This window comes from Halosubterraneus shenae (genome assembly GCF_050510935.1).
Taxonomy (GTDB): domain Archaea; phylum Halobacteriota; class Halobacteria; order Halobacteriales; family Haloferacaceae; genus JBDGPU01.
Genome location: NZ_JBNLVO010000001.1, coordinates 114,727 through 135,880, shown reverse-complemented (window position 1 = coordinate 135,880; position 21,154 = coordinate 114,727). Strand labels below are relative to the sequence as shown.

General features: G+C 66.8%; 18 protein-coding genes and 2 pseudogenes. 15 read left to right on the top strand and 5 right to left on the bottom strand.

From position 1 onward, the window contains the following. Positions 1 to 814: 814 nt before the first annotated feature. Positions 815 to 1,936 (bottom strand): sensor histidine kinase, encoded by a 1,122-nt coding sequence (locus ACQE3M_RS00590; RefSeq protein WP_430503520.1) that lies wholly within the window; start codon positions 1,934 to 1,936, stop codon positions 815 to 817. A gap of 458 nt (positions 1,937 to 2,394) precedes the next feature. Here ACQE3M_RS00590 and ACQE3M_RS00585 point away from each other — a divergent pair, with 458 nt between their 5' ends. From ACQE3M_RS00585 to ACQE3M_RS00570, 4 genes are read left to right on the top strand one after another with little or no spacing between them, the layout of a single operon-like run. Continuing rightward, on the top strand, positions 2,395 to 3,528 hold the full coding sequence (locus ACQE3M_RS00585; RefSeq protein ID WP_430503519.1) for an ABC transporter substrate-binding protein: 1,134 nt from the start codon (positions 2,395 to 2,397) through the stop codon (positions 3,526 to 3,528). A 15-nt stretch (positions 3,529 to 3,543) separates the two neighbouring features. Then, entirely contained in the window at positions 3,544 to 4,734 is a 1,191-nt protein-coding gene (locus ACQE3M_RS00580) for an ABC transporter ATP-binding protein (protein ID WP_430503518.1), read from the top strand. Then, positions 4,731 to 5,702, top strand: a complete 972-nt coding sequence (locus ACQE3M_RS00575) for an ABC transporter permease (RefSeq protein WP_430503517.1) — start codon at positions 4,731 to 4,733, stop codon at positions 5,700 to 5,702. The genes ACQE3M_RS00580 and ACQE3M_RS00575 overlap by 4 nt, the downstream gene beginning before the upstream one ends. Next, entirely contained in the window at positions 5,695 to 6,510 is an 816-nt protein-coding gene (locus tag ACQE3M_RS00570) for an ABC transporter permease (protein WP_430503516.1), read from the top strand. Before ACQE3M_RS00575 ends, ACQE3M_RS00570 begins: the two co-directional genes overlap by 8 nt. A 12-nt stretch (positions 6,511 to 6,522) precedes the next feature. Here the strand turns inward: ACQE3M_RS00570 and ACQE3M_RS00565 are convergent. After that, positions 6,523 to 6,789 (bottom strand): annotated as a pseudogene (locus ACQE3M_RS00565) (twitching motility protein PilT); the annotation flags it as partial. A gap of 133 nt (positions 6,790 to 6,922) precedes the next feature. On the opposite strand from ACQE3M_RS00565, the gene ACQE3M_RS00560 reads away from it, so the two are divergent. From ACQE3M_RS00560 to ACQE3M_RS00545, 4 genes are all read left to right on the top strand, one after another. Next, entirely contained in the window at positions 6,923 to 7,393 is a 471-nt protein-coding gene (locus tag ACQE3M_RS00560) for a GNAT family N-acetyltransferase (RefSeq protein WP_430503515.1), read from the top strand. 124 nt (positions 7,394 to 7,517) lie between these two features. Then, positions 7,518 to 8,006 carry an NUDIX hydrolase gene (locus ACQE3M_RS00555; protein ID WP_430503514.1) on the top strand — a complete coding sequence of 163 codons (489 nt, stop codon included), beginning with the start codon at positions 7,518 to 7,520 and terminating at the stop codon, positions 8,004 to 8,006. Between the two features lie 176 nt (positions 8,007 to 8,182). Continuing rightward, positions 8,183 to 10,207, top strand: a complete 2,025-nt coding sequence (locus ACQE3M_RS00550) for a DUF460 domain-containing protein (RefSeq protein ID WP_430503513.1) — start codon at positions 8,183 to 8,185, stop codon at positions 10,205 to 10,207. A gap of 289 nt (positions 10,208 to 10,496) precedes the next feature. After that, a complete protein-coding gene (locus tag ACQE3M_RS00545; RefSeq protein ID WP_430503512.1) occupies positions 10,497 to 11,486 on the top strand; it encodes a tyrosine--tRNA ligase in 990 nt (329 codons plus the stop codon). Between the two features lie 42 nt (positions 11,487 to 11,528). Here ACQE3M_RS00545 and ACQE3M_RS00540 read toward each other — a convergent pair whose 3' ends face one another. Next, on the bottom strand, positions 11,529 to 11,705 hold the full coding sequence (locus ACQE3M_RS00540) for a DUF7470 family protein (protein WP_430503511.1): 177 nt from the start codon (positions 11,703 to 11,705) through the stop codon (positions 11,529 to 11,531). Between the two features lie 148 nt (positions 11,706 to 11,853). Between ACQE3M_RS00540 and eif1A the strand changes: the two genes are divergently transcribed. The 6 genes and pseudogenes from eif1A to hjc all read left to right on the top strand — a co-directional run. Then, a complete protein-coding gene (gene eif1A / locus ACQE3M_RS00535) occupies positions 11,854 to 12,141 on the top strand; it encodes a translation initiation factor eIF-1A (RefSeq protein WP_430503510.1) in 288 nt (95 codons plus the stop codon). Positions 12,142 to 13,245: 1,104 nt separating this feature from the next. Further along, the gene (locus ACQE3M_RS00530; RefSeq protein WP_430503509.1) at positions 13,246 to 14,538 is read left to right on the top strand and encodes an amidohydrolase; all 1,293 of its coding nucleotides are present in this window, start codon (positions 13,246 to 13,248) and stop codon (positions 14,536 to 14,538) included. A 195-nt stretch (positions 14,539 to 14,733) separates the two neighbouring features. Further along, positions 14,734 to 15,477 carry a hypothetical protein gene (locus ACQE3M_RS00525; RefSeq protein WP_430503508.1) on the top strand — a complete coding sequence of 248 codons (744 nt, stop codon included), beginning with the start codon at positions 14,734 to 14,736 and terminating at the stop codon, positions 15,475 to 15,477. 478 nt (positions 15,478 to 15,955) lie between these two features. Next, the gene (locus ACQE3M_RS00520) at positions 15,956 to 17,242 is read left to right on the top strand and encodes an adenosylhomocysteinase (RefSeq protein ID WP_430503507.1); all 1,287 of its coding nucleotides are present in this window, start codon (positions 15,956 to 15,958) and stop codon (positions 17,240 to 17,242) included. Between the two features lie 114 nt (positions 17,243 to 17,356). After that, on the top strand, positions 17,357 to 17,545 hold the full coding sequence (locus ACQE3M_RS00515; protein ID WP_430503506.1) for a hypothetical protein: 189 nt from the start codon (positions 17,357 to 17,359) through the stop codon (positions 17,543 to 17,545). A 125-nt stretch (positions 17,546 to 17,670) separates the two neighbouring features. Next, a pseudogene (hjc, locus tag ACQE3M_RS00510) lies at positions 17,671 to 18,090 on the top strand (Holliday junction resolvase Hjc); the annotation flags it as partial. 25 nt (positions 18,091 to 18,115) lie between these two features. On the opposite strand, the gene ACQE3M_RS00505 reads toward hjc, so the two are convergent. Beyond that, entirely contained in the window at positions 18,116 to 18,688 is a 573-nt protein-coding gene (locus ACQE3M_RS00505) for an SWIM zinc finger family protein (protein ID WP_430503505.1), read from the bottom strand. 303 nt (positions 18,689 to 18,991) lie between these two features. Between ACQE3M_RS00505 and ACQE3M_RS00500 the strand changes: the two genes are divergently transcribed. Next, entirely contained in the window at positions 18,992 to 19,204 is a 213-nt protein-coding gene (locus ACQE3M_RS00500; RefSeq protein WP_430503504.1) for a DUF7472 family protein, read from the top strand. Positions 19,205 to 19,255: 51 nt separating this feature from the next. Here the strand turns inward: ACQE3M_RS00500 and ACQE3M_RS00495 are convergent, their stop codons facing one another. Further along, positions 19,256 to 20,344 carry a DNA primase gene (locus ACQE3M_RS00495; protein WP_430503503.1) on the bottom strand — a complete coding sequence of 363 codons (1,089 nt, stop codon included), beginning with the start codon at positions 20,342 to 20,344 and terminating at the stop codon, positions 19,256 to 19,258. Positions 20,345 to 21,154: the final 810 nt, after the last annotated feature.

Genomic DNA, 21,154 nt, shown 5'->3' with positions numbered 1-21,154 from the left:
TTTTTCACAGCAACGCAAACACCCAGAAAGCCCTCGGCCGCTCTTTATAAACAGATTTAGACAGGTGAGACGGTCTTGCTCTTCACAGCAACGCAAACGCCCAGAAAGCCCTCGGCCGCTCGCGGTCGCTCCGCGACATATCCGCGCTCTACGCACAGCCCGCGCGGATAGGGGTCGTCGGAGCGACTCCCCTTCGGCGCGACCGGCCGCGCCCTTTCAGTCCGCCAGGACCGCGACCGCGACCGCACTGCAACCGCGACAGCACCGCAACGGAACCGCAAGCCTCGATCCTCCCCAGCCTCGGCCGGGGCGCGCCGGCACTGCACCGCGCGGCGCGCCACCGGCCTCCCTCGCACGCGTTGCTCGCGCGCGCCGACCGCCCCGCACCACACGCCGGCCAGCCGGCGAGCGTCGCCCGCCGACGAACCGCCGCGAGCGACGCCCCGGCCACCACTCCGGGGCGGGACTGAAAGGGGCAGCCGCTGAGCGGGACGCCCTGCGACGCTAGCACCGCAACCCGGTGAGCGACCGAACGAAGTGAGGGAGCGAGCCGGGTGAGGAGCGCAGCGAGCAGCGCGACCGCCTCAGCGGCTGGGGCTTTCTGGGTGTGCTGAGTGGTGTCGCCGGCGACGAAGATCAAATTTGTTTATAAGCGAGAGCGATCGCCGGCGGGGGCTTTCTGGGCATGCTGAGTGGTGTTGCAAACGCCGATAGCCGACTCTGTTTATAAGGGTGAATGCTCGACGACCGGAGGTATATCCGGGCTGACGGATTTGCTCTCCCCAATCCACCAGCATGTGTCGACGAAAACGAATCAGGCGGACTCGACGCCAGTAATTTCGAACTGCGCACCGCCGGAGTCGCTGTCCGTGACGTCGACGGACCAGCCGTGAGCCCTGGCGACCTCGCGGACGATGCTCAGGCCGAAGCCGGTCCCTTCCTCGGCCGTCGAGTAGCCGGCCTCGAACACCTGATCACGGTCGGCCTCCGGGACCCCCGGGCCGTCGTCGGCGACGTAGAAGCCCGATCCATCCGGAAGCGGCCCGATTCGGACGGCGACGTCCGGGCCGGCGTGCTCGACGGCGTTGCGGAGCAGGTTCTCGATGAGCTGGCGGACGCGGTCCGGGTCGGCCTGAAACTGCAGGGTGCCCTCGATCTCCACGGTCGCGTTCTCCACGTCGGTCATCTCGAGACAGCGCTCGACGAGCGTCTCGAGGTCGACGGGCTCGACCTCGCCGATCGCCTCCCCCTCGCGAGCGAGCGTGAGCAGGTCGTCGATCAGGGTTTCCATCCGCTCGATCGCGGCCTCACACCGGTCGAAGTGCTCGGGCTCCCCGGTCTCGCGGGCCAGTTCGAGGTGGCCCGTCAGCACGTTCAGGGGGTTTCGCAGGTCGTGGGAGACGACGTCCGCGAACTCGGCCAGTCGCTTGTTCTGTCGCTCGAGCTTGCGGCTCCGCTCGCGGATCTCCGCGGCGTGCTCGATGCGGTCGAGTGCCGCCTCGCAGTGCGCGACCAGCAGCTCTGCGAGCTCGCGGTCCGTCTCGGTAAACGCGCCCGTCTCGTTCGAGACGGTCTGGAACACGCCGTGTTTGCCGATCGGAACCGTCAGCGCGGACTGGTACGGCCCCTGCGGGGTTGCCGCCTCGTGCTGCTCCAGGTCGTCGACGATGATCGACTCGCCGGTGCGATACGCGAGCCCGACGAGTCCCTCCTCGACCGTCATCGGGGAGGTCCCGTCCGGCGGGGTCGCCGACGAGATCGCGGTGATCGGGAGATGGCCGTCCTCCTCCAGGTTGATCACGCAGATATCGAACTCCAGGATCGACTCCGCCGCCTCGATCGTCCGCTCGCAGACCGCTTCGCGGCTCTCGTACGCCTTCAGCTCCGTCGCGATCGTATTGAGCGCTTTGAGAGCGCGTTCACGGTCGATAGCCACACACAGTCACCTGTGTAAGGATTTATCCTGATCCAATAAAGGTCTGTGCGTCTCGCGGAGGGCTTCGTGACGTTTCGTTTAAATTTCCAGAGAGGAGGCGGTCGCGAGGTCGGGTAAACCAGACGCCAGGCAAGGCAAGCCGAAGCGTCACTGGCTGAACGGGTCGAGTCGATCTCGGCTGGTCGGTCCCGGCTGGTCGGTCTCGGCTGATCGGACCCAGATGGTCAGACCCAGCTGGTCGGTTCGGAGATCGGTCAGCAGAGAGTGCGTCCGGGTGCTGCGCGGACGCCAGCGCGGACGTCGTTGACGATCGTGCGAGGATCGATCACTGAGCCCGCGAATTACGCCGGTACAGATGGGAGAGCGGCGAGGATAGATCCGGCGTTTTACACTTTATGCTTCGGTTCTGTGGGGGTCCAGTGGGTAAAGCTTTTATCCGACATTCCGCATCACCCAGTGTGACTGGCAGTAGCCAGGTCGACACGAATTCGGAGAGCGGTGCTGGCACGACTCAATCAACGTCGAACCGGCGCGCCTTCCTCGGTGCCGTCGGGACAGCGTCGGCCACTGCGCTCGCCGGCTGCTCGTCCATCATGGGCGGTGATGGCGGTCCGCCGACACTCCGGGTGACGGCCTGGAGTGGGAACTACGGCGAACGGTTCGAGAAGGCCATCCGGCCGATCTTCGAGGAGCGCTTCGACGCCGAGCTCCAGATCAACTTCGGCTGGTCGGAGATCCTCTCGAAGATCAAGTCCGCGCCGAAGGACGACCCGCCGTTCGACGTGACGATCACGGCCGAGCCGCTCTACTTCAACGGGCGGAATCAGAACCTCTTCGAGGAGATCCGGTACGAGGAGAACGTCCCGAACTACGAGGAGGTCATGCCCTTCTTCAAGGACGTTCGCCCGCCGAAGTACGGCGCCCCGGTCGACGGCGCGCCGCTGGCGACGCTCTACCGGGACGACCTCGCCGAGCCCGTCGACGAGTGGACCGACTTCACGAGCGAGTTCGTGCAGAACTCGAACGGCGTCGGCGTCGACTCCGGCTTCTGGATCTTCCCGCTCATGGCTGCTGCCGTGGGCACTGACGCGGCCCCGGGTGCGGGGGAGCTGTACAACGAGGACCAGCACGAGGCCGTCATCGACACGCTCGAGGAGTGGCCGATCGAGGGATGGGCCGCCTCGGGGACGGACATCTGGCAGCAGTTCGACGACGAGACCATCGACGCCGCCCAGTGGTACGTCGACCAGGTCTGGTACGACGTCGACAGCCACGAGGGGATCTCGATGGGCGTGCCGGAAAACAACCCGGGCTACCTGGACAACTGGGCCGTCGTCCGCGGGACGGACAACCGGCAGCTCGGCGAGGAGTTCATCAACATGCTGCTGGACGCGGAGGTCCAGTCGAAGTGGTCCGAGGAGAGCGCGTTGTTCTTCACAAACAAGAACACGGAGTACGCTGGCGACCTTGGCGACGTGATGCCCACGAACAACGAGGAGGCGTCGAAGCTCACCCTCCCGCAGTGGGACGAGCTCGCCGACCACGCCAGCAAGTTCAGCGACCAGTTCAAGGAGATGAAGACGCAGGGCTAACGCCGGGTTTCAGCTATGGCAACAGTTACTCTCGACGACCTTACCAAGGAGTACGGCGAGCTAACGGCAGTGAACGGCCTCGACCTCGAGGTGCAGGACGGCGAACTCCTGTGTCTCCTCGGGCCGTCGGGCTGTGGGAAATCGACGACGCTCAGGATGCTGGGCGGGCTCGAAACGCCCACCAGCGGCGACGTCTACATCGACGACGACCGCGTCACGGACCAGCCCCCCTACACCCGGGACACCGCGATGGTGTTCCAGTCGTGGGCGCTGTTCCCGTCGAAGACGGTCCTCGAGAACGTCGAGTTCGGCCTGAAGATGGCCGGGATGGACGCGGACGAGCGTGAGGCGAAGGCTCGTCGCGTGCTCGACATCGTCGAGATGGGCGAGTTCGCCGAGGCCGACCCGACCGGGCTCTCCGGCGGCCAGAAGCAGCGCGTCGCGCTCGCGCGCTCGCTCGCCATCGAACCCGAGGTGCTGCTCCTCGACGAGCCGCTCTCGAACCTCGACAAGCGGCTCCGCGAGCAGCTCCAGCTCGAGCTGGCCGACATCCACGACGAGGTCGACACGACGTTCGTCTACGTCACGCACGACCAGAACGAGGCGTTCACCCTCGCCGACCGGATCGGCATCCTCAACGACGGCGAGGTCGAGCAGATCGGCGAGCCGCGCGAGGTGTACAGCGACCCCGAGAGCCTCTTCATCGAGGAGTTCCTCGGCGACACGAACCTCGTCGACGCGGAGGCTGTCGAGGTGACTGACGAGAGCGTCGTCGCCGACACGGAGTTCGGCGTGGAGGTCGAGCTCCCGATCCGGGACGGGCTCTCCGCCGGCGACCCACTGACGATCTCGTTCCGCCCCGAGGAGCTCGACGTCGAGCGGGTCGAAACCGACGGCGGGATGGACGAAGACGACGCCATCGAAGCCGAGGTGACGGCCACCGACGGCGGCACCGACGTCGCCACCGAATCGGCCGACGAGGAGCCGTTCACGACCGCGCTCACCGGGGAGATCACGGACATCCTCTACCGCGGCTCCTCGGTGCGCTTCTACGCGCAGATCGGGGAACGCGACGTGTTCTTCGAGCAGAGCGTCGCCGGCAACACCGACTTCGAGACGGGCGACACGGTCCGCGTCTCGTGGGACCCGAGCGACCTCCTGCTGTTCTCCGAGGGCGACCGCATCGGCGGTGGTGAGGCCGGATGAGCGTCGCCGACAACGGGGATGCGGACGGCGGCCGAGCTGGCGGCAGCCCGCCGAACGACGACGGCCCGCTGTCCGGCGATTCGGTGTTCACCTGGTTCGGCGACCGCATCCGCAGTCGCAACGCCAGCAACGTCTTCCTGCTGGTGCCCATCGTCGCCTTCGAGCTGGTGTTCTTCCTCGTGCCGTTCCTCATCCTGCTGCGGATGAGCGTCAACGCCCAGTCCTCGCAGGCGTTCTTCGAGCCGGCGTGGACGCTGAACTCGTACTTCGCCGTGATCCAGTCCGACGTAACGATGGGGATCGTCCTCTTCTCGTTCAAGCTCGGCGTCATCGCGACGACCCTCTCGGTGCTCGTCGGGCTGTTTTACGCCTACGCGATCTACCGGACCGACGGACTCACGCAGGCGTCGCTGCTGTTCGCGGTCATCCTGACCCTGTTGACGACGCTGGTCGTCAAGACGTACGCGTGGCGGCCGATCCTCACGCCGGACGGGCTCGTCAACAAGGCGTTACTCGCCGCCGGCGTCATCGGCGATCCGATCCAGTTGGCGCCCGGGATCGTCGGGACCGTTATCGGGCAGGTGTACGTCGTGCTGCCGTACAGCATCCTGGCGATCTACAGCGTCTTCTCGACGCTGGACTGGGAGATCGTCGAGGCCGCTCGCGACCTCGGCGCGTCGCGACCGCGGTCGTTCTTCGAGGTCGTCCTGCCGGAGGTGCTGCCCGGCGTCGCCGTCGCGACCGTCGTCTCCTTCGCCTGGAGCGTGGGCGCGTACGCCGCGCCGTCCCAGCTCGGGACGGGCACCCAGACGACGTTCGCGATGGAGGTCGGGAATCTAATGTTGAGTAACTTCAACTGGCCGATGGCGTCCGCGCTCGCCGTCCTGATGCTCGCGGCGATGCTGGTCGTCTCGGTGGTGCTGTTCCGGCTGCTCAACCGCGCCGGAGGGGGACTCCAGAATGTCTAGCGCTGCACAGACCCGCGAACGGATCGAGGACGCACTGTTCACGGCCGGCTACTGGGCGGTCTTCGGGCTGCTGCTCCTGCCCATCGTCGTGGTCATCGCCACGTCGTTCCAGGCGTCGCAGTACCTCCAGTTCCCGCCGACGAGCTTCAGCCTCAAGTGGTACGTGCAGTTCTTCGAGAGCCCGCGCTGGCTGAAGGCGGTCTTCTACAGCGTCACCATCGGGATCGGGACCGCGATCTGTTCGTCGATCCTCGGCGTCACCGGGTCGCTGGCCGTCCAGCGTTCCGACTCGCGGTGGGTGCAGGTGCTGCCCGCGGTAATCTTGATGCCGTTGCTCATCCCGCCGGTCGTGCTCGGGCTGACGCTGCTCATCTACTTCAACAACGTCGGCATCGACAACAACGTGCTGCGCGTCGTGATGGCGCACACGCTGTGGGCGACGCCGCTGGTGTTCTTCATCATGCAGTCGGTGTTCGCCCGGTTCGACTGGAACCTGCGGGACGCCGGCGCGGACCTCGGGGCGCGTCCGCACGAGGTGTTCTACCACGTCATCCTGCCGAACGTGCGGAGCGGGCTCGTCATCTCCGCGATGGTCGCGTTCATCGTCAGCCTGCAGGAGTTCGTGATGGCGCTGTTCCTCACGAGCTTCGGCACGCGGACCATCCCCGTGCTCGCGTGGACCGAGCTCCAGCAGTCGCTGACGCCGATGGTGAGCGTCGTCTCGACGTTCCTCGTCGTCTCGTCCGCGATCGCCGTGCTGGTCTCGGCCGCCCTGATGAACCTGGAGTGGCTGGCGAAGCAGCTGTAGAAGGAAGATCCGTCACCGGTATTTCGAAATCTCCCGATACGGGACGTAGTACCCGATTTCGTCGATCCACGTCGAGATCCACGCGTCGGCAGTTTGCTCATCGATCTTCCCTGCATGGATCGCGGCCAACAGTACACCGACCGACCCGACGACTGGAACACCCTGTTCTTTCGCGAATGCTCGGGCATCGCCGTGGTCCGTCAGTAATCGGCCGTCGCGTGCGTCCGGCAGGGAGAACGCCTCCGCTTCGCCCGCGTCGGGGTGCCCACTGACGGCTGCTTATCGGTTTGTAACCCCACAATTTGCAGGTTTGTTCCCATAGGTAGTTCAGACAATGCGATCTGAATATAACTCCAGAAGAGACCGGTCGGTACAGGGGAAGAATTAATCGATAGGTTGGCTCACTCCCGCTATGAAGATTCGGCAAGCACGCAGCGACGATGCAGTATCAATTGTCGATGAACTCTGGATAGCGTTTGCCAGAGAAATGGCGAAGGCCGATCAGTACAACGCCTTAGCCTCTGACTTCAGGACCAACGCTATCGAACACAGAAAGGAAAAACTCTCTCAAGAGAACTACTGCGCCCATCTCGCCGTCGAAGATTCTGTGCTAGTTGGGTTCGTCGCAGGAGAGGTGCAACCTTCACCACCGGTATTCGAACGAGGGGCGACCCTCCGAATCAACGAAGTATACGTTCGACCAGATTGGCGTCGACAAGGGATCGCATCAGAACTCTTGGAGGCGCTCGAGGCGTGGGCCGACAAACGAGAGTATGATACGGTCTCTCTGTCAGTGAACGCGGACAATCACGCCGCGAAAGCTCTCTATGAGAATTTTGGGTTCGAAACCAAACGCCTCCAGATGGTGAAGCCCCGCGACTGATAGATTTGCAGGCTCGTTCTCGCAGGTGATTCGGTAAGATTGGATTGAAAATAGTTCCACTCGGAATCGGTCAGTACAGGTAAGGGGTTTAACAGAGAAGGGGAGCTTCCGTAGAACACCGCAAATGCCCACAGTCGCGCCAGAAGCCCCCCGCGTACAGCAGACTCTTCGACTCCCGGTGTCGAGGCTGAAATCATTTCGTGAGTGGGCTGTCGACGGTAGCGGTTTGACGGCTTCAGCACGCGTGAAGGACTCCGATGGGCGAATCGCACTCATCCGGAACAGCTGGACGGATGGATGGTTCCTGCCGGGCGGTGCTGTTGAAACCGATGAATCCCCTGAAGGGGCCGCTCACCGCGAAGTTCGGGAGGAAACCGGATTGGACGCCACGATAGAATCGCCGTTGGTCGTTCTTGAGCAAACGTATGTCTCTGAAATTGACGGTGAAGACTGGTTCTCCGCACTGTTCGTCGTGTACGCTGCTTCCGCGGAGGGCGAGATACCGGATGCCTCGCAGTTGGGTGTGGCCGACGACGAAATTCAGTCCGCCCGATGGTTCGACACACTTCCCGACGATCTCCAAGACGGAGAACTCCTTCGACCGTATCTGTAGACGGTCGCCAGCTTCACAGTTTCCGACAATAGCTGAACGCGAGTAACTTCCCCAACGCTATTTCCCACCCTTGTCGACGTGCACCCGTCGCTGGTGAGGTCCCCCTGCATCGCACTCTCACCGCCGACACCCCCCGCGGCGTGGGGTATTTACCGCCCAGCACCCTAGCTGACGGTGTGACAACGCGGAGAACCAGGGCGCTCGAGGACCCCGTGTTCGGCGTCGACGTGCAGAGCGGCGACGTTCGCGGGGACGCCCCCCAGTACGCCCTCGTCGTCCTCTCGCCGGTCGACGACGACGAGGCGGACGCGCCCGACGCCGAAGGACCGGTCGCGCGCATCGAGCGCGACGTGGTCTCCTACCGGAAGCTCCTCCGGCTCGTCGACGAGCGCGAGCCCTCGCTCATCGCCACCGACAACGCCTACGAGCTCGCGGCCGACAAGGACTCGCTGATCGGCCTGCTCCGGTCGCTCCCGGACGGCACCCGCCTCGTGCAGGTGACCGGCGCGGAGCGCCCCGAGCCGCTCTCCCGGGTCGCCTCCCGGCACGGGATTCCGTACGGGAAGGACCCGATGGACGAGGCCGAGGCGTCGGCCCGGCTCGCCGCTGCCAACGTCGGCCACGAGGTGACTGCCTTCGACGACACGACGACGGTGAAGGTGTCGCGCGGGCGATCGACCGGCTCCGGCGGCTGGAGCCAGGACCGCTACACGCGCCGGATCCACGGCAACGTCAAAAAGCGGAGCCGCGAGGTCGAGTCCGAGCTCCGCTCGGCGAACCTCGAGTACGAGCGCGACGTGACCCAGAAGTACGGCGGCTACTCGAACGCCGTCTTCACGGTCGAGGCCCGCCCCGAGGACATCCCGGTGTCGAGCTCCCGGGCGGGCGACGTGCGCGTCGACCTCGAACGCGAGCAGCGCGACGGCATCGAGTACGAGCCGCTCGTCCAGCGGCGCGACCGCGTCATCGTCGGGATGGACCCCGGGACGACGACCGCCGTCGCCGTCGTCGGCCTCGACGGCACTGTCCACGAGCTGCACTCCTCGCGGACGACCGACACCGGCGACGTGACGCAGTGGATCGTCGAGCGCGGCCGCCCGGTCATCGTCGCCGCCGACGTCGAACCGATGCCGGAGACGGTCGAGAAGATCCGGCGATCCTTCGACGCGAAGGGCTGGGCCCCGGCCTCGGACCTCCCGGTCGACGAGAAGCTCCATCGCACGCGCGACCACGAGTACGAGAACGACCACGAGCGCGACGCGCTGGCAGCCGCGCTGTACGCGTTCGACAACCACGAGGACCAGTTCGAGCGGATCACGGAGAAGACGCCGCCGCGCCACGACCGCGAGGCCGTCATCGACCGCGTCGTTGCCGGTGGCGCCAGCGTCGAGGCCGTCATCGCCGACCTCGAGGGCGACGACGGCGACGGCGCCGACGACGAGAACGCCGGCAAGAGCGACCAGCAGCCCGAGCTGAGCGAGGAGGAGCAGGAGATCCGGCGCCTCCGCGAGCGCGTCGACCGGCTGACGAGCCACGTCGACGAGCTGGAGGGGCAGCTCGCCGAGAAGGACGACCGCATCGAGGAGCTGGAGACGGAGCTGTCCGACGCCAGGCGCGAGGAGCGTATCGAGGCCCGGACGCGCCGCTCCGTCTCGCGGCTGGAGCGCGAGAACGAGCGGCTCGAACGCGAACGCGACGAGGCCCGCGAGCGCGCCGACGACCTCGCGGGGAAGCTCGAGCGGCTGAAGAAGCTGTGGAAGCTGGACCACTCGAACGTCACCGACGTCGCGGAGGGCCGTGACCTCGTCTCGGTGAAACCGGTCGAGCAGTTCATCGTCGACGAGATCGAGGCGACGGACGCGGAGTACGGCCTCGCGAAGGGCGACGTGGTCTACCTGCGCGACGCCTCAGGCGCCGGCCGGGAAGCGGCCGAGCGGCTCGCCGAGACGGAGCCCCGGGTCGTGCTCCGGAGCGGCACCCTCCCGGACGTCGCCGACCGGACGCTGTTCGAGCACGGCGTCCCGGTCGCGCCCGCCGACGACGTGGAGATCCGAGAGATCGACGAGCTCGCCATCGCCCGCGAGAGCGACGTCGTTGCGGCCGTCAACGACTGGCGCCGGCGCGCGCAACAGCGGAAGAAGGCCCGGAACGCGGAGATGGTCGACCAGATCATCTCCGAGCACCGGGCCGACCGGTCCTGAGCTCCCAGGGAGCTGTTCGCCGTCGCAATAATTGCGGCATATCTCCGTTCTGTCGCTATATTACCAGGCAGATCCTGCGTTAAAATTATAAGCATTCACGCACACGCCAACGTCGCGGGGAATTCAGAGGCACCCCTTTCCCCGATACGTTGGACCCTGTGGGCGGCCGGTCCGCGGCGGGACCGAACACCCCCGGTTGCCGCCGTGGACCGGCCGACTCCGTCTACTTCCCGAAGATCGCTCACACGGTTCCAGAACGCATATCACCGCGCTCCGCGCACTGTCGCGTATGGATACCTACGAGTTGATCACCCGGAACGCCGCCGAGGTGGTCACCGAGGAGGAGATCGAAGCACTCGCGGAGGATCCTAGCGGGAAACGGGCCTACGTCGGCTACGAGCCCTCCGGCGTCCTCCACATCGGGCACATGCTCGGCGCGAACAAGCTGATCGATCTCCAGGAGGCCGGCTTCGAGGTGACCGTGCTGCTCGCGGACGTGCACGCCTACCTCAACGACAAGGGCTCCTTCGAGGAGATCCGCCAGACGGCGGAGGTCATGCGCGACCAGTTCATTGCCTACGGGCTCGACGAGGAGCGGACGCAGTTCGTCCTCGGCTCCGACTTCCAGCTCGACGACGACTACACGCTGGACCTCCACGCGCTTGAACTGGAGACGACGCTCGCCCGCGCCGAGCGCGCGATGGCGGAGATCAAGTCCGGCGACTCGGTGAAGGTCTCGCAGGCGGTGTACCCCCTGATGCAGGCGCTCGACATTCCGTACCTCGGCGTCGACCTCGCGGTCGGCGGGATGGAGCAGCGCAAGGTCCACATGCTCGCCCGCGACGTGCTCCCGAGCATCGACCGCAAGCCGCCGACGAGCCTCCACACGCCGCTCATCGCGGACCTCGCGAGCGGCGCGGGGAAGATGTCCTCCAGCGAGGGCGTCACCATCTCGATGCAGGACTCCCGGGAGGACATCGAGGAGAAGGTCGAGAAGGCCTACTGCCCGCCGACGGCCGACCCCGAGCCGACCGACGACGGCGAGGAGCGCGAGAATCCCGTCCTCCAGATCTTCGAGTACCACGTCTTCCCGCGCTTCGACGAGGTCGTCGTCGAGCGCCCCGAGGAGTACGGCGGCGACCTCGTCTACGACGACTACGAGACGCTCGAGGCCGAGCTCGAGTCCGGCGAGCTTCACCCGCAGGACGCGAAGGGCGCGCTCGCGGAGTACCTCGACCGCCTCATCGCGCCGGGTCGTGAGCAGCTCGCGGAGGAGTAGGCCGCCCGGAATCGGTTCGCTGGGTGTCTTTGTCGTCCGTTTCTACATCCCGAACATGCCCATCATCGAGGAGATGAATCCCTTCGCGATGAGCGCGAGCCCCGCGAGCAGGATCATCACGGCAGCCCCGACGAGGGGGTCGTGGTAGGTTAACAGCGCGACCGAGACGACGACGAGCAGGACACCGGCGATGCCCTGGAGTCCGAGCTTCTTGCGCATGTGCCACCGGTCGCCTCCCGCGAAATAAAAAGAAGTGGTTCGATCGGCCCCGACCGCCGAACAGCGCCGGAGCACGGCGCCGGCCACCGCAGCGTTGCGTTCACGCGCTGTCGGCGGGTTTAAACCGTCGCGGATCGAACCGCCCCCCATGAGCGACGACGGAGAGGGGCGACGTGACCTGCGGATGCCCGACGAGGACGAGGTGTTCGCGGAGGTCACCAACATGCTCGGCGCCAATCGCGTGAAAGTCCGCTGTGCTGACGGCAAGGAGCGAACCGCCAGGATCCCGGGCCGCATGCAGAAGCGCGTCTGGATCCGCGAGGACGACATCGTCCTCGTGGAACCGTGGGACTGGCAGGACGAGAAGGCCGACATCACCTGGCGCTACGAGAAGAGCGAAGCCGACCAGCTTCGCGAGGAAGGCCACATTCAGTAGTCCGATTTGGCTTTCTCGACGACGAATTCTGCTTATAAATAGCGACCGCTGGACTGCTCTGTAGATCGTTCGATTTGGATTCTGGAGTGGTCGTCGACGTCGACGCTATCCGACCTACTCGGGAGATTGGATTCGTTGAGTAGCTACACTTATAAACAGAATCGGCAGCCGTCGCGAGCGACACCACTCGGCACACGCAGAAAGCCCCAGCCAGTGCGTGCTCGCGCTTATAAATACGGTTGGCTCACGTCGCTGTTGAGACCACTCGGCACGCCCAGAAAGCCCCAGCCGCTGAGCGCTCGCGCTGCTCGCTGCGCGCCTCACCCGACTCCCTCGCTCCCTTCGGTCGCTCGGTCGTCGGGTTGCGGTGCTAGCGTCGCAGGGCGTCCCGCTCAGCGGCTGCCCCTTTCAGTCCCACCCCGGAGTGGTGGCTGGGGCGTCGCTCGCGGCGGTTCTTTGGCGGTCGTCGCTCGCCGGCTGTTCGGCGGCGGTACGGGGCGGTCGGCGCGCGCGAGCAACGCGTGCGAGGGAGGGCGGGGCGCGCCGCGCGGTGCGTTGCGGTGCCGGCGCGCCCCGGCCGAGGCTGGGGAGGGTTGAGGTATTGCGGTTGCTGTGCAGTCGCGGTGCCGTTGCCGTCGCGGTTGCGGTCCTGGTGGACTGAAAGGGCGACGGCCGGTCGCGGTGTAACGGAGTCGCTGAGCCGACCCCTATCTGAACCGGGCGGTGTCTTCGTGAGCGGAGCGAACGAAGACCAGAAAGTCGCAGCCCGGCAGCCCGCTACTGCAGGCAGCCCGGACCGTCTTTCGAGGCTGAGAGGTTCAGATATGTCGCTCAGCGACCGCGAGCGGCCGAGGGCTTTCTGGGTGTTTGCGGTGCTGTCGACAGCAAGAACGCATCACCTGTTCTAACCTGCATATAAAGAGCGGACGTGCGCTTTCTGGATGTTGCGACCACGTGTAGCAGTGCCTCTACTCGGGCAGCCTATTTATAAACGAAAACAGCCGAGAACGATTTCGGCTTCTCCGCTCGCCCCAACATAGCCACCACCTCCCTATTCCACCACGTAAACGGAGGATATACCACGCCCAAACCGAAACCCCGCCCATGGAGACGCTTGCTATCACGGGCGGTCGGGTGCTCCAGCCCGACAGTCGCGTGACGGAGGCGGACGTGCTCGTCGACCGCGCGAGCGGCACGATCGAGGCCGTCGGGCCGGACCTCGACGGCGACGAAACGCTCGACGCGACCGGCGGGCTCGTCATGCCCGGGCTCGTGAACGCGCACACGCACGTCGCGATGTCGCTGCTACGCGGCTACGCCGACGACAAGGAGCTCGACGCCTGGCTGCAGGAGGACATCTGGCCGATCGAGGGCGAGCTCACGCCCGAGGACGTGGAAGTCGGCGCCGAGCTGGGGGTGCTGGAGATGATCAAGTCGGGCACGACGACGTTCGCGGACATGTACTTCCACGTCGACCGGATCGCGGACGTCGTCGACCGCGCGGGCGTCCGGGCCCGGCTCGGCCACGGGATCGTCACGGTCGGCAAGGACGAGGCGGACGCCCGCGCCGACGTCGAGGAGGGGATCGAGGTCGCGACGGCGCTCGACGGCGCGGCCGACGGCCGGGTCCGGACGGCGTTCATGCCCCACTCGCTGACGACGGTGAGCGAGGAGCTGCTGGCGGAGGGGCTCGAACTCGCCGCCGCGCACGACGTGCCGGTCCACCTGCACGCGAACGAGACGGAAGACGAGGTCGAGCCGATCGTCGACGAGCGCGACGAGCGCCCGATCGAGTACGCCGCGGAGCTGGGCGCGCTCGGCGACGGCAACTTCTTCGCGCACGGCGTCCACCTCGACGACGCCGAGATCGGCCTGCTCGCGGAGACGGACACCGCCGTCGTCCACTGCCCGGCCTCGAACATGAAGCTCGCGAGCGGGATCGCGCCGGTCCAGCGCCTCCGCGACGCCGGCGTGACCGTCGCGCTGGGGACGGACGGGCCGGCCTCGAACAACGACCTCGACCTCTTCGACGAGATGCGCGACGCCGCGATGGTCGGGAAGCTCGGCGCGGACGACGCCTCGGCAGTTCCGGCGGGCGACGTCGTCGAGATGGCGACCGCGGGTGGCGCCGAGGCCGTCGGGCTGCCCGGGGGGCGCGTCGAGCCGGGCGCCGCGGCCGACCTCGCCGTCGTCGACCTCGACGCGCCGCACCTCACGCCGGTCCACAACGTCGTCTCCCACCTCGCGTACGCGGCCCGCGGGAGCGACGTGCGCCACACGGTCTGTGACGGCGAGGTCCTGATGCGTGACCGGGAGGTGACGACGCTCGACGCCGAGGCCGTCAAGGCCCGGGCCGCCGAGCACGCGGCCGACCTCGTGGACCGCGTCGACGAGTAACCCCCCGTCGTCGGAGCCGAAGGCTCCGGCAGGGCGGGATTTCAGGGCGGAACCCCCGCCGGCTTCTGCGCGGGGCACTATCAACTTCGATAGCGGGCACGAGTTTCACGCGAGTGACCGTTTACGCTCGCGAACGGTCCCGAACGAATAGAACGGACTGCCCCTTTTACCGGGTGTTCCGCCGTTGGTCCGTGTATGCGAAAGGCAACACTGGTAATTGCGGTGTTCGTGCTAGTAGCCGGCGCAGCGGGCGTCGCTGCCGCGGACGCCGAATCGGTTAGCGTGAGTCAGACGTCGACCGGGGAGGTCGTCGTCACCGTCACGGACAACGGTACCGCCGTCGAGAACGCCTCGGTCAGCATCGAGGCAGCTGCGGGGGAGAACTCGACGTACAGCGACTCGGGCACGACCGGACCCAACGGGACGGTCACGCTCGCGGCGCCCTCGGAGAACGTCACCGCGAACGTGACCGCGACGCACAACGGCACCAGCGTGACCGAGACGGTCGAGCTGGTCGCGGGGAGCACCGACGACACCACGAACGAGACGAACACGACGAACACGACGAACGAAACCGAGTCGTTCGGCTCACAGGTCAGCTCGTTCGTCCTCTCGATCAACCAGAACAACGACACCAACACCAGCACAGGCCTCCAGGTCGCGTCGTTCGTGACCGCGAACAACCCGGGCAACGCGCCGGACCACGCGGGACCGAAGGACGTTGACGAGTTCCTCAACGAGACGGCCGACGAGGACGACGACGACCGCGGCCCGCCCGAGGGCGCCGGCGAGGGCAACGGGAACGGCGGCGGCCCGCCGGACGACGCTGGCAACGGGAACGGCGGCGGTGCGGGTAACGGCAACGGCGGCGGCCCGCCCGAGGGCGCCGGCGAGGGCAACGGGAACGGCGGCGGTCCGCCGGACGACGTCGGTAACTGATCGAGCGGCCACAGTATCTTTTCGAAGGCCCGAGATAGCGGCTCTCAGGTCTGAGAAACGTTGATAAACAGTTTAAACGGTCGTGGACGGTTCCGAACGGCAAGGGGGTTTTATTCTCATCCTCCCCGTTTGCCGAGATACGGGAGACCGAGCGAAGAGGCACACGGACGCCTACTCGGGATCGTCACCCACATCACCCACACCACCCACACCCACCACCCACCACCCACGCCCCGTTGGACCGGGGCACCCGATCCCGCGGCGTCGCCGGGCAGTCGGTGCGGGCCGGCTTCCGGCCCGTTTTCTTCTCCCGTATTCCACGTTCCCTACTGGCAAGTAGGGGGCGAGCGCCGTACTACTGCGGGCGACCGGTCGTTGGCCAGCCACGACGGGGAGCGCGATCGACGCGTCCCGATTCCGTGCCGATTCGGGGCGGCGTGTCGGTACCGTTTTGAAGACGCTCCGGTAACTTCCTGCCATGAGTGCGAGCTATCCGCCGGTTACCGAACACCTGGCGGGCGTCGACGCGAAGCGCGAGGAGGGTCGCCGGAAGATGGACTGGGCGCTCCAGCACATGCCCATCCTCCAGCACCTGCGGGAGTCGTTCACGGCCGAGCAGCCGCTGGCGGGCCAGACGATCGCGATGGCGATGCACGTCGAGGCGAAGACCGCGAACCTGGTCGAGCTGCTGGCCGACGGCGGCGCCGAGGTCGCGATCACCGGGTGTAACCCGCTGTCGACCCACGACGACGTTTCCGCCGCGCTGGACGCCCACGAGAACATCACCTCCTACGCCGTCCGCGGCGTCGACGACGAGGACTACTACGCCGCCATCGACTCCGTCATCGCCCACGACCCGACGATCACGGTCGACGACGGGATGGACATGATCAAGGTCGTCCACGAGGAGTACCCCGAACTCATCGACTCGATCATCGGGGGCTGCGAGGAGACGACGACCGGGGTCCACCGTCTCCGCGCGATGGACGCCGACGGCGAGCTGGAGTACCCCGTCTTCGCCGTCAACGACACGCCGATGAAGCGCCTGTTCGACAACGTTCACGGCACCGGCGAGTCGTCGCTGGCGACCATCGCCATGACGACGAACCTCTCCTTTGCGGGCAAGGACGTCGTCGTCGGCGGCTACGGCTACTGCGGCAAGGGCGTCGCGAAGAAGGCGTCCGGCCAGAACGCGAACGTCATCGTCACCGAGGTCGAGCCCCGGCGCGCGCTCGAGGCCCACATGGAGGGCTACGACGTGATGCCGATGGACGAAGCGGCCAAGCAAGGCGACGTCTTCATCACGACGACGGGTAACCGGGACGTCATCACGAAGGAGCACTTCGAGGTCATGAAGGACGGCGCGCTGCTGGCGAACGCGGGCCACTTCGACGTCGAGATCAACAAGGAGGACCTCTCGGAGCTCGCCGTGAAGGAGTTCGAGGCCCGCGACGGCGTCCGGGCGTACGAACTCGCCGACGGGCGCAAGCTCAACGTCCTCGCGGAGGGTCGCCTCGTCAACCTCGCGGCACCTATCGCGCTCGGCCACCCGGTCGAAGTGATGGACCAGAGCTTCGGCATCCAGGCGGTCGGCGTCCGCGAGCTCGTGGAGAACGGCGACGAGTACGCCGCCGGCGTCCACGACGTGCCGGACGACCTCGACCGCGAGGTCGCCGAGATCAAGCTCGCCGCCGAGGGCGTCGAACACGACACCCTCACCGAGGACCAGCGCGAGTACCTCGAAAGCTGGCAGCACGGGACCTGATACCGGCGATTCGTGCCTGTTTCCCGCCGGTCCACCTCGCGGGCAGCCCGCGAGAACCGGTCACACCCCCCGTGAAAAGGTAGTTTGAAAACCCCGCACGTACACCCCGTAGCCATGCGCTCCGAGATTTACCTCTTCGCGGCCGGCATCGCGAGCTTCGGCTTCGCCGCGGCGAACTTCCTGTTCAACGACGGGACGATTCTCCTCGGCTGGATCCTCCTCGGCCTCATCTTCGTCCTCATCGGGGCGGGGACGCTCGTCTTCGGCCCGAACGACGACGACGGCAACGGCGCCGGGGCCTGAGCAGCCCGACCCATCCCCGGTTGCCGCTCTCGGGTGCCTCCCCCGTCGCCAGGTGTGAAAATCGACCACAGGCGAGGGGCTTTTGTGCGCGTGTCCGGAACCAGCAGCTATGCACGAGGGCGACGATGTCCGCTAACCGCAAGGGCGACCGCCGCGAGCGCGAGCTGGTGAACGAGCTCGACGAGGCGGGGTTCGCCGTGATGCGGGCCCCCGCCAGCGGGAGCGCGACCGAGCGGGAGCTGCCGGACGTGCTCGCCGGCGACGGCGAGCGGTTCTACGCGATCGAGGCGAAGTCGAGCTCGGGCGACCCGATCTACCTCTCGGGCGAGGAGGTCGAGGCGCTGCTGTTCTTCGCGCAGAACTTCGGCGCCAAGGCTCGCATCGGCGTCCGCTTCGACCGCGAGGACTGGTACTTCTTCCACCCCGGAGACCTCTACACGACGGACGCGGGCTCCTATCGCGTTAAAAAGGAGAAAGCGCTCGCGGAGGGGACTGACTTCGCGGAGTTCGTCGGGGAGAGCAGCCGCACGACGCTCGACGACTTATAAACCGTCGCGGCCGAATTCGACGCTACGCTTCCTCATCGACAGCGACGCCCTCAGGCGAGTCCGCCGTTGCTTCCGGATCGACCTCGCGAAGCCGCGAAGCCGGGAAGCCGTATCGCTTCGCGTCGGCCAGGTCCCGACTCGGGCTGAGCGAGTCGACGTAGACGGCCTCGACGACGGGCTCGTGGGCGCCGTAGTCGGCGTTCGTCGCGTACTCGTCGACCGCGCGCCCCTCGCCGGTGTCGTACGCGTCGGCGCGGACGCTCGTCACCTCGGTCACGACGACGAGCTGTCCGGTCTCGCGGTCGCGGACGACGGTACCGACCTCCGGCTGGTGGGTCGCACAGAGCTGCGACCCGGACTGCTCGACGGGGACGAACGTCTCCGAGCCGCAGACGGCGCAGATGCCGACGCGCTCGTCAGGGGCGGGCAGCTCCCCCTCGGTTACGTCGATGGCGACGCGGCGCAGGTGCTTGCAGCGAGCGCCGCGGATCGCGTGGTCCGGGCAGGTACAGGTGCCGGCCGCAAGCGCAACGACGTAGGTGCCGCCGTCGGTCTCGACGACGTAGCGCCGGTCGCGCAGCGGGCGGACGGTCATCTCCTCGGTACGGGCGCGGTCACCGCGCGTCTCCGGCGACTCTCCAGCTGAACCGGACGGGGTCGGACGAGATGCGGCGGATGACGCGGCTGTGTTACTGGTATGCGTCATATACGGGTCGAGGGGGCACACCCTCGTTTCATGTGGAAAGAGGAGCCAGAGATATTTAAATACCGGGTCGGAGACGGAAGGTGGAGTCGTCGATTCCGGCCGCGAGCGACGGTGGCAGCGGGGATCCGGCGATGCGGAGGGGCGGTCGGGGTTTCGAAGTCCTTTTTTAGCGGGATGCCGGACTTCGACGACATGGACATCGACGCGGAGCTTCGTCGGCAGATACTCGTCTCACTTCTCGCGGCCGCGGTGTTTCTCGCCGGACTGGTGGTCATCGGCGTCAAGTACGGAACGGGAACGGCGCTGCCGGCGGCCGGCGGCCTCGCGCTCGTCGGCCTGCTCGCCGGGTTCGTGGTCCTGATGGCGCTCGTCGGCGCGTATCTGGTGCAGGCGGGCGAGGAGTAGAACGACCGAGACGCGGACGTCGACGCTTTCTGCGTTCGTCCCGAAGCGGCGTTATTCAGCCGCGCGTTCGCGCCACCCGACGACGTCGTCGCCGGCGTCCTCCAGCCGGGTTTCGTAGTACGCGAGGGGGTCCGCGGCCACCTTCCAGTGCTCCTCCTCGTTGTGGCAGATGCCGTAGGCAGACAGCGTCTCACAGGTCGGCGGCGGGTACTGTGTCCCGCGGTCGTCGCGGAGGTACTCCGTCTGGTAGCGGATCCCCTCGGCGTCGAGGCTCGTGTCCGCGCAGAAGGCGACGACCTCGTCCGGCTCCATGCCGATACCGGTGAGGAACGCCATCAGCGCGAAGCTCTCCGGATGCGACAGCGCCGTCCCGCGCTCGGCCTTCTCGATGAGGTTCACCATGCAGGGCGGGAACAGCTCGGGGACGACGACGTCGATCTGGCCGACGCGGGTCCGCTCCGAGAGGAGCCGCTTCAGGTCAGCGACCTGCGACTCCAGCTCGGCGGCGAGTCCCTCGTCCTCCTCGAGCTCGAAGGGGAGCCCCTCCAGCACGCGCGACCGGACGGCGGCCTCCAGAATTCGGAAGAGGTCCGCCCGCGGGATCCGGACCTCCCCGGCCGCGAGTTCGCGGTTGACCAGCCGCCAGCGCTCGCCCCAGTCCGCCGAGGCGAGCTCGAGGTACGGGCCAACGCGGAGCCAGTACCAGTCCGGTTCGCGGGCGCCGGAGACGTCCTCCGCGCGCACGGCGTCCGCGAGGTCGAACTCGGCGAGCACGTCCTCGAAGTCGACGCTGGGCGTCGATACGGACTGGAGTTCGTCGTCGCGTTCGAAGTCCTCGGCGAAGCGTTCGGCGGCGGTGGCGGCCTCCGCAGTCGCGTACTTCTCGACGGCCGCCGTCGAGTCGAGCAGGGAGACGAGGATGCGGGCGATGGGGTACGAGAGCAGCTCCGCGCTCGCGTCGTACTCCTCGGGCGACTCGGAGGCGACGGTCCCCTCCATCAGCGCGCGCTCGACACGCTCGCGGCCGCGCTCGACGGCCGGCGCGTCGGCCGCGACGAGGGCCGGCAGGGAGACGTCGGCCTCCGCGACGGCCTCGCGGGCGTCCTGGAAGAACGGGTAGCGCGCGTGCAGCGGGTCCATCTCGACGCGTGTTTATCGAGGTGGGTGAATAAGCGGTGCGGTTGTTTGGAGTGAGCTGTGGTGTTCGACGTGAGGACGCCGCGAACGTGGGCCGCTGGCTTGGGTGGTTTATAAGAGGCCTCGGCTACCGTCGCCGGCGACGCCACTTCGCGATCGTGAAAGCCCCGGTCGCTGAGGCGGTCACACTTATAAACAAACCCGGTTAGCGGCGCGAATGACACCACTCAGCATGCCCAGAAAGCGCCAGACGCTGAATACTCGCACTTATAAGCAAGATTGGCCATCGTGGCTACAAATACCACTCGGCACACCCAGAAAGCCCCAGCCGCTGAGCGCTCGCGCTGCTCGCTGCGCTCCTCACCCGGCTCGCTCCCTTCGGTCGCTCGCCGGGATTGCGGTGCTAACTTCGCAGGGCGTCCCGCTCAGCGGCTGCCCCTTTCAGTCCCACCCACAGAGTGGTTGACGGGCGTCGCGGCCGGCGGTTGCCGGGCTGTCGCGGCGGGGTTGCGGTGGCGCGCGCGCGAGCAACGCGTGCGAGGGAGGGCGGGGCGCGCCGAGCTGTGCAGTCCCGGCGCGCCCCGGCCGAGGCTGGGGAGGGCTGAGGTATTGCGGTCGCTGTTGGGGTCGCTGTTGGGGTCGCGGTCGTGGTCGCGGTCGCGGTGGCTGTCCCTGTCGCGGACCTGGGGGACTGAAAGGGCGACGGCCGGTCGCGGTGTAACGGAGTCGCTCCGACGACCCCTATCTGAACCGGGCGGTGCTGAGAGGTTCAGATATGTCGCGGAGCGACCGCGAGCGGCCGAGGGCTTTCTG

What these genes read in the sequence shown, in the direction of transcription:
- eif1A (WP_430503510.1), top strand. Translation starts at nt 11,854, where the DNA reads ATGAGCGACGACGGAGAGGGGCGACGTGACCTGCGGATGCCCGACGAG.
- ACQE3M_RS00525 (WP_430503508.1), top strand. Translation starts at nt 14,734, where the DNA reads ATGCGAAAGGCAACACTGGTAATTGCGGTGTTCGTGCTAGTAGCCGGC.
- ACQE3M_RS00505 (WP_430503505.1), bottom strand. Translation starts at nt 18,688, where the DNA reads ATGACCGTCCGCCCGCTGCGCGACCGGCGCTACGTCGTCGAGACCGAC.
- ACQE3M_RS00495 (WP_430503503.1), bottom strand. Translation starts at nt 20,344, where the DNA reads ATGGACCCGCTGCACGCGCGCTACCCGTTCTTCCAGGACGCCCGCGAG.
- ACQE3M_RS00560 (WP_430503515.1), top strand. Translation starts at nt 6,923, where the DNA reads ATGAAGATTCGGCAAGCACGCAGCGACGATGCAGTATCAATTGTCGAT.
- ACQE3M_RS00545 (WP_430503512.1), top strand. Translation starts at nt 10,497, where the DNA reads ATGGATACCTACGAGTTGATCACCCGGAACGCCGCCGAGGTGGTCACC.
- ACQE3M_RS00530 (WP_430503509.1), top strand. Translation starts at nt 13,246, where the DNA reads ATGGAGACGCTTGCTATCACGGGCGGTCGGGTGCTCCAGCCCGACAGT.
- ACQE3M_RS00500 (WP_430503504.1), top strand. Translation starts at nt 18,992, where the DNA reads ATGGACATCGACGCGGAGCTTCGTCGGCAGATACTCGTCTCACTTCTC.
- ACQE3M_RS00540 (WP_430503511.1), bottom strand. Translation starts at nt 11,705, where the DNA reads ATGCGCAAGAAGCTCGGACTCCAGGGCATCGCCGGTGTCCTGCTCGTC.
- ACQE3M_RS00575 (WP_430503517.1), top strand. Translation starts at nt 4,731, where the DNA reads ATGAGCGTCGCCGACAACGGGGATGCGGACGGCGGCCGAGCTGGCGGC.
- ACQE3M_RS00580 (WP_430503518.1), top strand. Translation starts at nt 3,544, where the DNA reads ATGGCAACAGTTACTCTCGACGACCTTACCAAGGAGTACGGCGAGCTA.
- ACQE3M_RS00555 (WP_430503514.1), top strand. Translation starts at nt 7,518, where the DNA reads ATGCCCACAGTCGCGCCAGAAGCCCCCCGCGTACAGCAGACTCTTCGA.
- ACQE3M_RS00520 (WP_430503507.1), top strand. Translation starts at nt 15,956, where the DNA reads ATGAGTGCGAGCTATCCGCCGGTTACCGAACACCTGGCGGGCGTCGAC.
- ACQE3M_RS00515 (WP_430503506.1), top strand. Translation starts at nt 17,357, where the DNA reads ATGCGCTCCGAGATTTACCTCTTCGCGGCCGGCATCGCGAGCTTCGGC.
- ACQE3M_RS00570 (WP_430503516.1), top strand. Translation starts at nt 5,695, where the DNA reads ATGTCTAGCGCTGCACAGACCCGCGAACGGATCGAGGACGCACTGTTC.